This is a genomic window from Westiellopsis prolifica IICB1 (genome assembly GCF_004323185.1).
Taxonomy (GTDB): Bacteria; Cyanobacteriota; Cyanobacteriia; order Cyanobacteriales; family Nostocaceae; genus Pelatocladus; species Pelatocladus prolificus_A.
This window is the reverse complement of the sequence record NZ_NAPS01000001.1, coordinates 3,217,848-3,230,514: the sequence shown is the minus strand read 5'-3', so window position 1 is coordinate 3,230,514 and position 12,667 is coordinate 3,217,848. Positions and strand designations below refer to the sequence as shown.

The 12,667-nt window shown below is 40.3% G+C and carries 8 protein-coding genes and 1 pseudogene; 5 read left to right on the top strand and 4 right to left on the bottom strand.

From position 1 onward, the window contains the following. Positions 1-71 precede the first annotated feature (71 nt). Together ctaD and B4U84_RS13205 are read right to left on the bottom strand one after the other, a co-directional pair. Entirely contained in the window at positions 72-1,817 is a 1,746-nt protein-coding gene (gene ctaD, locus B4U84_RS13210) for a cytochrome c oxidase subunit I (protein WP_131118408.1), read from the bottom strand. 95 nt (positions 1,818-1,912) lie between these two features. Further along, entirely contained in the window at positions 1,913-2,995 is a 1,083-nt protein-coding gene (locus B4U84_RS13205) for a cytochrome c oxidase subunit II (protein ID WP_131118407.1), read from the bottom strand. A 535-nt stretch (positions 2,996-3,530) separates the two neighbouring features. Here B4U84_RS13205 and B4U84_RS13200 point away from each other — a divergent pair. Next, positions 3,531-4,496, top strand: a complete 966-nt coding sequence (locus B4U84_RS13200; protein WP_131118405.1) for a COX15/CtaA family protein — start codon at positions 3,531-3,533, stop codon at positions 4,494-4,496. A gap of 102 nt (positions 4,497-4,598) precedes the next feature. Then, positions 4,599-5,552, top strand: coding sequence for a heme o synthase (locus B4U84_RS13195; RefSeq protein ID WP_131118403.1), 954 nt, complete (start codon positions 4,599-4,601; stop codon positions 5,550-5,552). Between the two features lie 54 nt (positions 5,553-5,606). Here B4U84_RS13195 and B4U84_RS30595 read toward each other — a convergent pair whose 3' ends face one another. Continuing rightward, positions 5,607-5,756, bottom strand: coding sequence for a hypothetical protein (locus B4U84_RS30595; protein WP_017312855.1), 150 nt, complete (start codon positions 5,754-5,756; stop codon positions 5,607-5,609). A gap of 214 nt (positions 5,757-5,970) precedes the next feature. Here B4U84_RS30595 and B4U84_RS13190 point away from each other — a divergent pair, with 214 nt between their 5' ends. After that, positions 5,971-6,432: a DUF4351 domain-containing protein gene (locus tag B4U84_RS13190; RefSeq protein WP_242677620.1), complete on the top strand. Its 462-nt coding sequence runs from the start codon at positions 5,971-5,973 to the stop codon at positions 6,430-6,432. 49 nt (positions 6,433-6,481) lie between these two features. Here B4U84_RS13190 and B4U84_RS13185 read toward each other — a convergent pair whose 3' ends face one another. Then, positions 6,482-7,291, bottom strand: coding sequence for a class I SAM-dependent methyltransferase (locus B4U84_RS13185; RefSeq protein ID WP_131118401.1), 810 nt, complete (start codon positions 7,289-7,291; stop codon positions 6,482-6,484). 251 nt (positions 7,292-7,542) lie between these two features. Here B4U84_RS13185 and B4U84_RS13180 point away from each other — a divergent pair. After that, a pseudogene (locus tag B4U84_RS13180) lies at positions 7,543-7,806 on the top strand (MBL fold metallo-hydrolase); the annotation flags it as partial. Positions 7,807-8,719: 913 nt separating this feature from the next. After that, positions 8,720-12,625: a hypothetical protein gene (locus B4U84_RS13175; protein WP_242677619.1), complete on the top strand. Its 3,906-nt coding sequence runs from the start codon at positions 8,720-8,722 to the stop codon at positions 12,623-12,625. Positions 12,626-12,667 lie beyond the last annotated feature (42 nt).

Here is a 12,667-nt window from a genome sequence, read left to right as displayed (position 1 = left end):
AATTATGAATTGTGAATTATGAATTATGAACAATGAATTCAGGATTCATCATTCATAATTCATTATTAAACTTAAATTTCGCCTTTTTCAGCTGCGATCGATGGATAGGGTTCGTCGGGATTGGCGCGTAAAACTGAGTTTGGGCCTGCTGACAAAGTTGGATCAGAACTAGATAAAGGTACGCCTTCTTGAGCTTTTTCCAAACCGTAGTCGTAGGGGCCAGTAGCCAATACTGGAGGTTTGTCAAAATTCTCAAATGCTGGAGGTGAAGCAGTCATCCACTCTAAAGTTAGAGCTTTCCAAGGATTGTTACCAGCCTTGGGGCCATACATCCAACTCCAAATCACATTGACAATAAAAGGTAAAGTCGAAACTGCGAGTATGTAAGAACCATAGGTGCAGATTTCGTTGATCAAGGCAAATTTGGGATCATACTGAGCAACACGACGATTCATACCCATTAATCCGAGTTTGTGCATGGGTAAGAAAGTCATATTCAAACCAATGATGGTAAAAGCAAAATGAACTTGACCCCAAAATTCGTTGAGCATCCGTCCCGTCATTTTTGGGAACCAGTGGTAGAAAGCAGCATAGATACCCAAAACACTACCACCGAACAGAACGTAATGCAGGTGGGCAACTACAAAATAGGTGTCGTGAACGTGGATATCAAAAGGTACTGCTGCCAACATGACGCCACTGATACCACCAATCACAAAAGTTCCCACAAAGCCGATCGCAAACAGTAAAGCGCTACGATCAACGCGGAGTTTACCACCCCACATAGTTCCTAGCCAACTAAAAATTTTAATACCTGTGGGTACGGCGATGATCATTGTTGTGATCATGAAAAACATCCGCAACCAACCAGGGATACCACTGGTAAACATGTGGTGCGCCCACACAATTAAACCCAGAAAGCTAATTGCCAAAGAAGAGTAGGCGATCGCTTTATAACCAAAAATCGGTTTCCGGGAGTGAACGGGGATCACCTCAGAAATCACCCCAAAGAAGGGCAAAATCATGATGTAAACAGCTGGGTGAGAGTAGAACCAGAACATGTGCTGGTAAACAACCGGATCACCACCGCCAGTAGGATTAAAAAATGTTGTCCCTGCGAATAAATCAAAAGCCAGCAAAATTAAGCCTGCTGCTAACACAGGTGTAGATACCAGTACTAAGGCTGAAGTTGCCAACATTGCCCAGCAGAACAAGGGCATTTGATGGAAACCCATCCCAGGGGTACGCATTTTCAAGAGGGTGACGAGGAAATTAATCGCCCCCAAAATCGACGATGTACCCAACAGCAAAATACTCATAATCCAGATTCCCTCACCCACTTGGCCTGTTACCAAACTCAGAGGAGGGTAAGAAGTCCAACCTGCATCTGGAGCATCACCTACAGCTAAACTGGCGATCAGCATCAAACCTGCTGGGGGAATCATCCAGAAAGCTAGAGCATTGAGGCGAGGAAATGCCATATCTTTTGCCCCAATCATCAGTGGCATCACGTAGTTGGCAAAACCTGCACCCGCAGGCACAATCCACAAGAAAATCATAATTGTGGCGTGCAGAGTAAACAAACTGTTGTAGACTTCGGGAGTCACAAAATCTACTTCGGGAGTTCGGAGTTCGGTACGTACCAAATCAGCCATCACCCCACCAATACAGTAGAAGATGAAAGTGCTGACTAGGTATTGAATACCAATGACTTTGTGATCGGTGTTAAAGGTAAAGAATTCCCACCATTTTCTGATCCCTGGTTCGTCTGCCTCAGCAGGGATATTAGCTGTTTCTTGTATCTGTGCTTGTGTCATAAGTTTTTTGGTCAATGGTCAATGGTCAATAGTCAATGGTTAATGGTCAATGGTAAATAACTCTTGACAATGGACTTTTGACAATGGACTCTTGACTATTTGTGAAGTTGATGTAACATTTCTGGCTGAACTCCCATGTCTTGAGTGTATGGGGCAAGATATTCAGCTGCGGATAGTTCGCTTGGGTTAACAGCAACTGCTTGGTTGAGAGTTTCGACACTAGCAACCTGCTGTTCTTGTACCCATTTTTCAAAGGCTTCTGGTTTTTCTACTATGACTTGTGTCCTCATTGCACCGTGGTAAGGGCCACATAGTTCTGCACAGATTACAGCATAATCGCCTTCTGTCTTGGGTGTAAACCGAATTTCTGTTTGCCGACCGGGGATCACGTCTTGCTTGAGGCGAAATTCTGGCACCCAGAAGGCATGGATGACGTCATTAGCCGTCATATTTAGTTTCACTTCCCGCCCAATGGGAACGTGTAACTCACCAGAAGTAATTCCTGTATCCGGGTAAGTGAAAATAAAAGCATACTGTAAACCTGTGACATTAATCACAAGTTCTGGTGGTTTGCCTTGGTTTTCCCGACTAGCACCAATCGTGGGGGCAACACTGCCAACACCGGGAGCATCCTGTTTTTGCGGAATTTGGTCAGCATTGCGAACTGCTGCGGTGGCTGGATCTTGCATTGCCTCATCAGATTTTTGTTGATTGAGGTTGGGTTGATCACTGCCAGGTGTATCGGTCAATGTTGCTGCTATGGCTGCCCCTGGCATGTTCATTGCTTGGGGGGTCATGGGTGCGTCGTGAATGGCATGGGGATCAAAGCCACCCATCTCATTGTAGACATCAAAGCTGTAAACAGAGATACCGATGACAATAATCGCGGGGATCGCTGTCCAGAGAATCTCTAGTGGCACATTGCCATGCACTGGCAGACCATCTGTATCATCACCTGCACGTCGGCGATATTTGAAGGCTGCGTATATTAAAACACCCTCTACAATTAAAAATATACCTGTAGATACGATCATCATTGCATTGAACAGGCCATCCACTAAAACAGCTTCATCGGAAGCCTGGGTAGGTAATAGACCATGATTTTGACCATACCAGAGGCTGGCCAGTGTCAGGACGATGCCAATAAGTAATGTCCAGATTGAACTTGGAATTTTCACGGTTGATAAAGTTAATGACTTTACTACTTAGACGGAACTGCTCACTTACTACGGTAGTCCAGCCTACAGGAGATAGAGTCCTAGAAAGTAAAATCATTATTAATTTTTAAGCTGATTTTTCAATCCTCAACAGAATGTATTGGTTGGATATGTCGGAGGTTAGATGCAAATTAACAGAAAACTTTTCTGAAGCTAGAAGTATCTCTAGGAGTCTGTTGTCAACAACTTGAAAAATACCTAAAGCTTAGGCGCAAAGTAACCAAGGTGCTTCAAAGTATAAGTGAGAGCCGAACTTTCACCCCAATTTTCATAAGCTAGGGTGGAGATGTGAATTTTAGATTTTGGATTTTGGATTTTAGATTTTGGATTTTAGATTTTGGGAACGACGTTTCAACCAAGTCACAACTCCTGTATCGATAATTCAAAATCCCCAAGCCTCTGGATGGATGGCATGGACAATCTCTATAAAGTCCAAATCGGCTGGTAAACGTTTGAAATTTTGTGGCTCACGAAGAGCAAGTCAAAGGTATCTTTCATGAGCGAATTTGTTCTGGAACAACAAAATGTAGAGACCGTAGAACAACAGCAAAATCCCAAGGATCGAATTCGGCGCTGGGTGTGGAGAATGTGTGTAGCCACTTTGATTTTGATGGCGATCGGCAGCGCCACCCGCGTCATGAATGCAGGATTGGCTTGTCCAGACTGGCCTTTGTGCTACGGTAAACTAGTACCAACCAAGCAAATGAATTTCCAGGTGTTTCTGGAATGGTTTCATAGATTGGATGCGTCATTAATTGGGATCAGCGCGATCGCACTCGTGGGTGTATCTTGGTGGAATCGTCGCTCTTTACCCAAGTGGCTACCTTGGGCATCCATATTTGCTCTATTTTTAATTATCTTCCAAGGCGTGTTAGGTGGACTCACTGTTACTGAACTGTTACGGTTTGATATAGTGACTGCTCACTTGGGAACAGCTTTAGTATTTTTCTGTACTCTATTAGTGATTGGTACTGCACTCACTCCCTATCAAGCCACCGGAACTGTTGGTAAATTGCCTTGGATAGGTTTAATTGCCACTATTCTGATTTACGTACAGAGTCTTCTCGGCGCTTTAGTCGGTTCTCGCTGGGCGCTACACCAATGTTTTGGAGGTTACGAACTTTGTAATGTGATGTATAGTCACATCTTTGGCTTGATCCCGCCAACACTGGCAATATTGGTACTGGTATTTATGGCTTGGCGTACACCAGCACTCAACCCAGCCCTACGCAAACTAGCAAACATGGCTGGTGGATTATTGCTTTTACAACTAGTTGTAGGATTTGCTACTTTTCGATTACATCTCCAAGTCGAACCACTAACTGTCTCTCACCAAGCTATAGGGGCAATTTTACTAGGAATTCTGGTGGTTTTCACTGTTCTGTCATTACGCGATTGGGCAGTAAGCCGCAGTATGAACGTTGACACAAATACTGAAACTGCCAATCCACTTCCAAGTTAATCAGTTAACAGTTAACAGTTATCAGTTATCAAAAAGAGCTACTGATAACTGACTAATAGCAACAGCATACAAATTATTGAACATTAAGGAATTAGTGCCAAGATGATTGAGACTAATGTCTCGAAGCAGCATGAATCGTTTTTACAGGTTCTGCAAAGCTATTACCAACTAACCAAACCCAGAATTATCCCATTGCTGTTAATTACCACAGCTGGCAGTATGTGGATCGCAGCCAAGGGACAAGTAGATCCACTGCTGTTGCTAGTAACTCTGTTTGGTGGCACTTTAGCCGCTGCTAGCGCCCAGACAATTAACTGTATTTATGACCGGGATATAGATTATGAGATGGAGCGCACCCGTCATCGTCCCATCCCTTCTGGTAGGATACAGTCACGTGATGCTCTAATTTTTGCGATCGCTCTAGCTGTTCTTTCCTTTAGCCTATTGTCAGTATTTGCCAACTTGTTAGCTGCTTCCCTAGCTATGGCTGGCATAGTTTTTTATGTTTTAGTTTATACTCATTGGCTAAAGCGTCATAGCACCCTCAATATCGTCATTGGTGGAGCCGCAGGAGCGATTCCGACACTGGTAGGTTGGGCGGCTGTTACTGGTAGTTTAAGCTGGACAGCATGGTTATTATTTGCAATTGTCTTTTTATGGACACCGCCTCACTTCTGGGCTTTAGCCTTGATGATTAGCGAGGATTACGCAAAAGTTGGTGTACCAATGCTACCAGTAGTTGCTGGAAATCAGGCGACTGTGCGTCAGATTTGGTGGTATACCTTAATCACAGTCGTAGCCACACTGATGCTAATTTATCCTTTGCAGCAAACAGGATTTGTTTATGGTGCGAGCGCGCTATATTTAGGTGGAGTATTTATTTACAAAGCTTGGCAATTGTTGCATAATCCAAGCGATCGTAATTTAGCCAGAGGATTATTTCTCTTTTCCATTTCTTACATGATGCTGTTGTGTCTGGGTATGGTAATTGATAGTCTTCCTCTTACCCATCATGCAATTAGTTTTGTGGTCAGTCAGTTACATTTAGTGAACTGAAATGTAGCTCACTGGAATTAGACCGGGTTGTGAAAAACCCGGTTTTTATTTAAATTATTTAATTGCAGAAAGAGCGCGTCCACACACACCAGCAGCTATACCCGCCGAAGCCGCCAAAGAAGGTTGATTCTTCACGACACCAAGAATAGCTGCTAAGAAAAGAGCAAAAAAAGCACTCAACGCCATTTGACGTAAAATACTCATCTTGAATCCTCTAGCTAGATTTAATAGGGCTGACATTAATATAATTATCCATTAATTTTGTTTATAAAAATAAGAACAAATTATACAAAATCTTCAATTTTCAAATGCGGTTTTAATGAATAATGTATTTTGATACACATTAATATTCATCAAGTGGCTTACGATAATACCTTTTACCGCTCCCAATACTTCCCACCGCTACCGCGTCATCCGCATGTGGGAGCAAGACCCAGAGCCATTGTTAGCATCTCCTGGTTTATTACCATTAGCAACTTTAGCCAAAACAAATTCGCCTCAAACCTTACTTGAACAGGTTGCACTTCAGGTGAGTATGATAGAAGAAACAGCGATTAAGCAAAGCATCTCCGCATGTACACAACTGCTCGCAGGATTAGTATTCGAGCCAGAACAAATTCATCAACTTTTTAGGAGACAAGAAATGAGAGAGTCTGTCATTTATAAAGAAATTCTCCAAGAAGGTATTGAACACGGAAGACAAGAAGCATTAAATTTACTGATGCGTCAATTACGTCGTCGATTTGGTGCAATTAGCTCTGAATTACAAACCCAAATTCAAGCATTATCATTTGCCCAATTACAAAATTTAGGCGAAGCTTTATTTGATTTTTCTAATGAAACTGATTTGGCTGATTGGTTGAATCAATTGGAAAGTTAATTAAAGCCTGTATTTCTTGGCGCAATATTGCTCGTGTTAACCCAATTAATCATTTACGACCAGTTGCGAAAATGGTCAGATTTTCATACCAAACACCTTGCTCTGTTGCCATTGCTTCTATTTGTTGACGATACTCTACTTGTAATTTTTGCATTTGCTCCGCAGAAACCTGTAATAAGGGATTTTCTCTAGGATGAAACCATCCTCCATTCCATTCTTGAGCTTTCTCAAGACTCCGATAAAAACCAAATTGTTCGCTTTTGACTTGAATATCTTTAAAACCAGCTTCTCGGAGCAAATTTTGACACCTTTGGGGAGTTCCTGTTGGCTCGTTAATGTTTGTCAGTGAAATACCATGTTTAGCACAAACTTCAATGATGAGTGGTGCTTCACATGATTCCTGAGAGCAAGCAGAAAAACCAACAATACCGCCTTGTTTCAGAAAACGATACCATTTGTGTAAAGCAGCAGAAATATCTATAAAGTAGACTATTGCTGTAGAACAAAGAATGACATCAAAGCTTTCATCATCAAAGTTTATATACTCTGCATCGGCTGCAATTAGTTCTATATTTTGCAAGCCTAACTCATCTATTTTACGTTGGGCTTGTTCAAGCATTCCTGAAGAAAAATCTACTCCAATTACTTTTCCTTCACAACCAACAATTTGAGCAATAGGGATAGCAATGATACCTGTACCAGTTGCTATATCTAATACTTTTTGTCCCTTTTTTAATTTAACTAACTCTAATAAAGGTAGAGTGCGACGAATAGTGTAATCATTGTCGTAACTAGTTCTGCTGTTAAAAAAATCAATTACTTGTTGTTTGTATTGTTGTTCGTATTGGTTGTTGTGCATAAAATTATCAGAAAAAAACTTATACAGATTAACACAGATGTACACCGATAAAGCTGTACTCATACAATACATTGCTGACTGTTGAGTCAGAAGTTGTTAATCTCTCAGAGAGACTATATCAGAAGATTGAAACTTAATAGCGATCGCATTTGTTAGTGTAGTCATATAGGCTGAATTACCTTTTATATAAATTAACTGGCTTAATATGGCTAATTTAAATCTGCGTCGCCCCCAAAATATTAATGGTGACCAGTAAAGGACATACTGTCTTGCTATACAAAAATAAGTTTCTCTTTACTGGGGATCATCTGGCTTGGGATGATGATATTAACCGGTTAATTGCTTTCCGTAATTATTGTTGGTACTCTTGGTCAGAATTAATGAAATCAATGCGGAAGTTGGCTAATTATACTTTTGAGTGGGTGCTTCCAGGTCATGGACGGAGATATCACGCAGACGCAGAAACCATGAAAAAAGAAATGCACAAATGTATTGCGTGGATGGAAACCCAATAACGCAATTAGTATTTATGAAGCTAGTTTGAAAAATTTTGCAATATTAGCCAAGAAAGCGGGTTTTAACCATATGATTAAAACCCGTTTTTTGTGTAAACATCCTCACTTCATCACTACATACTTCCACACACAGTAATCTGTTTCCGGAATTTAACAATGAAACTTGGTAGCATATTGTGTAGTTGCTTACCGAAGTAGCATATGGAACCATTAATCGCGGGAGCGATCGCCCTATTCTTAGTCAATAAACTAAGTGATTGGGTGCAGCCTTTGAAAATATTATGCAAAAGCTAAAAGCCCAATCGCCAGATACCCACCTTCCGCACCCAGAACTGTCACATCTGAATGAAACCGACATATTTAGTACATAAGAACTAGCTGTGAGGAGAGTTTACCAGAGCTACAATATCTTGACTATTTAATTATTACCATGCACTTGAATTTTACTCTGAGTGCAAAGCTTTTCATGAATATTTAACCAGGAGAAAGGTGTTGGCGTCGGCAACACCTTTCTGCTCTTATAAAAATGATTACTATTATTGATTTCACATAACTTATTGGTTTTTATTGATTAATTTCTTTATTTATTGGAAGTCCTATAAATCTAAAATAATTATGAATTTTCTAGATTTAATCTCACCTTAGTGCAATATTCACTATATAAATAAAAAAATTATGCAGCCAACAATTAATAAAGCTGCTTTAGATAAGGCTTAAGTTCAGTTTTTTAATCTCTATATTTTCTATTGGTAATAGGCATTGCATAAATACGAAATTTAGTTAATGGCTTTAACTATTAATTTATTTTTTGTTGAATAAATATTGCAGATATGAGGTTCAGCAATAATTTTTGTTATGAGTAAGTGCCAAATACTCTTTTTAAGAAAAAATCACAGTTGACAGGTGCAAATTAGTGAAAAATTCTTTAATGGTTCCCATCCATTTGGATGCCTTGTATCTGAAAAATGATCGCCTGGTGGTAGAGGCTATGGCAGATTTTAGCCGCCTCCCTTATTTAGATAAGAATAAGCGCGATATAAATTCTATTGCCAATATCAGCGAGGAAATTGTTTCTCCGCCTTTTCAAAATCAGAATCTGTATCTCAAAGCAGGGATTCACTTGCATTGGTCTTTACCAGATGCTTTGACAAAAGGGATTCAAACTAAAGATAGAGATGGTTCTCAAGAACCTCAGAGTGTTACAAAAACAGTCTTTCCAGCAGTTCCCAATCGTTGGCTTGTCACTCGCACTAGTAATAATCAGATTGAAAAGCAATGGGTTGTAGAGAGTGATTACGTTTATCCTGAAGATGAAGGAAGACAAGTGGGCAGTATTGCCTATCCAGTAGCCAAAGCTCAACCTTTTCGCTACTTAGGGCGCAAATTACCCCTGGAAAGTTGGTTAAATGAGGATAAATTAAGCTCTAATTATTTAGATTCAATAACAGGAAAGCCACTGACAGCAGTTGGTTATGGAGAACCAACTTTTGCAGCTTTTTATCCTAATTGTCATAGTGTTTTTGGGTTTCATGATGATGACTATACTGCCGCAATTCCTGATGGACTAGAGTACGAAGTTATTGGTTGGTATAGTGACGCACAAGAAACTTATTTACAAGCTTTTCTAGAAACACTGAGAAATACTCTCTCTCAGCAGGGACATCAAACCCCCAGTATCGATCAAAAATTCATAGAACAACAATTTAAGTGGAAAGTAAATCTTGACGCAAATCAGAAATTTCCAGAATCCATTGGTTTTATTTGCTACGCCCGCTTAAAATTTAACATCGTAAACAATAACGATAACCAGACAAATTCTGTAAAGGTTACTGTTGGTAATACGGGTACAGAGGCATTATCGGCGTATCTAGCTAAATACATTGATCGCGATCGCAAATCCATCATCGAAGATCAGTTAGAAGCCTTGCTCTTGTCTTCTCGCCTTGAAAATAGTCGGTTAGATATGACTTACAAGTTAAAAGAGGCGCGACACGAGAAAGGCTTTAATAGTATTGGTACAGGCACGCTGTGGACAATTCGCTCAGAAACTGTAGGGACAACAACGGCTAATGCTGAGGATGCTCATAATCAGACGCAGCTGACCTTACCTGATGACATAGCCAACGGACTTGATGAGCTTAACCTCTCTCAGCAAAAATATGATGGCGCGCTGTACGAAATTGAGTCAATGCGTCGGCAACTTTTTGCAGATTGGTACAAGTATATGCTGAGTGCCTATCCGCCGGAAGGAAGCTCGGATCAATATCCCGACATTGATTTAGTCAAACATTTTATTCAGGTGAAGGGAATTATACCTTTGCAGGCAAAACTGACAGAGACAGGAAATCTGCTGTTGTCAGGGAATAATTCCGGCGAGATTACAAGTGCTTCTGCTGGGGAGTCTTCCTCTACCTCTATAGCTTCTATCTTAGCTACAGCAATTAATCAGTTACTCCAAAAAATAACAGATCTCAATCAAAAAAAAGAGATAAAAGAAGCTAAGGTAACTTACACCCTCAAGCAAATATCAAGTCCGCGTTACTGGCAACCCAAAGAGCCTGTTTTGTTGATGACGGGTGAAGGAGTGAAACCGTCTCCCAGACATGGACAGGATGGACGATTGCGGGAGGATGGTTTACTAGAATGCCAAATTTTACAGAATGTGACTACCTTAATTGGTAGAGATAGCTTTGTGGCTATAAGCAAGGCAATTGATGAGATAGAAAAGAACCAAACCGGGGAGCATATTGCTTTTAGTACCTGGGAAGAACAACCTTGGCATCCTTTTTTACTGGAATGGGAAGTGGAAGTCTTTCCCATCCGCGAGGGAAGTAATCACATCACTAGCGACAATAAATACGACGCTCAGTATATAACCAATAGTTATATTCTCAAGGAAAATGAACCCGACCTTTCTTTACAGTCAGGAAAGGGAGCTATTGTGAAAGTGGCTAACGTTTATAGTGGTCGCAGTATTTTAACACCCGATGCAGGGATTAAGCTTAACGAACAGTTAGAGGTTTATTTCAAAAAAGAATTACTGGATGACTATTGGGAACTGAAACAGTCACAGACAGGAAAAGAAGATTATTTCAAAAAACTTCAGGACTGGTATCACAACAAGCCCCCTTCACCTGCTTTAGATCAGAAACTTAAGAAAGTATATGAGAATAAGCCACGTTCACCTGTCTTAGACAAGAGTGAAGAAATCAAAGGAGAAATTCAGCAAATCCAACAATGGTATAGAAATAAGCCAGTCTATAAAATAGATAACTCTAATTTTTCTTTTTCTAACTTATCTGCGTCAGAACAAGCTAAAGACCCCATTTATACAGCAATTCGAGCTTATTCAACTCTTCAAGACTTTTATTGTTTAGCTCAATCTTTAGGTGGCTTTAATGAAGCTTTGTTAATGCACAAACAAACCTTACAATTACCCATTGCTGACCCCTTGGGATTTGCGGACTACCAACCGTTTACGGAAGCGATCAGAAACGCTGTCAAAAATAGTATTCGTAGTGCGCCGGAACCTTTAAATGATTTTAATCCGATTCGTTCCGGGGCGATGAAAATTCTGCGCTTGCGGTTAGTGGATACTTTTGGACAAGTGCAAGATTTAGATGTGAGTGAGATTATCACCACCGAACAAATGACGACTCCAGGAAGTTCCTATCTAGTATCTTTACCTCTGCGTTTCGTCCAACCGACTCGTTTAAATTTTCGTTGGTTGTCAGCAAATCAAGGTGAACAAGAAATGAATACTCATCCAGTGACGACTCCTATTTGTGGCTGGATACTTGCAAATTACTTGGATAATAGCCTTGCTATTTACGATCACCAAGGTAAAGCGTTGGGTTCGATTAATAATGTTAGTCAGCAGGCTAAATGGGAGTCTGCACCAGGAGAGGATTTGCCTTTAGCAGTTGCTGATATTGAAAACACACATTTAAGGCAATTAGTCAACCATATTATCTCTAGTAATAACGATGGAAATAGAGATTTTCTCCAAAGTTTTATTAGTGCTTTAGATAACGGTTTAGAGAATATTGAACCGGAAAATTTTGCCCAACATCAAGATTTAGCACTGTTAATGGGACGACCGATCGCAGTAGTTCGAGCTTCTCTTAAGCTGGAATTACAAGGGCTTCCTAGAATTAATCAAGATTGGGATGTATTTTGGCATGACTTGAGACGAAATACTAGAACAACAGATGATTTTGACCAAGTTCAAATTCCCGTCCGTCTGGGAGAATATAAGCAATTAAACGATGGTTTATTGGGCTATTGGTTAGAGGAACAAGATACTTTAAGTCAGGTGTTTTACGCTTGCGAAAGTGATGCAGATGGTGTTGATAATTCTGGAATTAAATTGCATGTTCCAGACAACGCTTGGCATATTGATATTAATGTACAAGCTCCCGCCCAAACGTTTACTATGCTGATTGACCCCAGAGGAAAAGTTCATGCTACCTGCGGAATCTTGCCCACGAAAGCCATTGATATTCCCCCGGATAAATATAAGGATGCTTTGGCAAAGATAGAAATTAGTTTCCTCTCTAGTCCTATTCTTAACCCTCTGAAAAATTTGCGGGATACAACTAGTTTGGATAAGAAAATATCTCTACCTTTACCAGACGAAGAAGGTTATGAATGGTCTTGGTTAGAAAAAGAAAAAGAGGAATGGCTAGTAGTATCTTCTGAAAATATTGCCCAACCAGAGCCTAATGCAGTATTCTCTGGAAAACAGGTAATTCGAGAAGGTTGGCTGAAATTAAGCCGAACAAAAGCTGATTTAGATTCAAATAGCCAAAATAGTTAAATTAGTTCAGAAAGCTAAATCAATCAACAAAATTAAGACGTA

Coding starts and splice junctions, on each gene's coding strand:
- B4U84_RS13190 (WP_242677620.1), top strand. CDS start 5,971: ATGTGGGAGCAAGACCCAGAGCCATTGTTAGCATCTCCTGGTTTATTA.
- B4U84_RS13185 (WP_131118401.1), bottom strand. CDS start 7,291: ATGCACAACAACCAATACGAACAACAATACAAACAACAAGTAATTGAT.
- B4U84_RS13200 (WP_131118405.1), top strand. CDS start 3,531: ATGAGCGAATTTGTTCTGGAACAACAAAATGTAGAGACCGTAGAACAA.
- ctaD (WP_131118408.1), bottom strand. CDS start 1,817: ATGACACAAGCACAGATACAAGAAACAGCTAATATCCCTGCTGAGGCA.
- B4U84_RS13195 (WP_131118403.1), top strand. CDS start 4,599: ATGATTGAGACTAATGTCTCGAAGCAGCATGAATCGTTTTTACAGGTT.
- B4U84_RS30595 (WP_017312855.1), bottom strand. CDS start 5,756: ATGAGTATTTTACGTCAAATGGCGTTGAGTGCTTTTTTTGCTCTTTTC.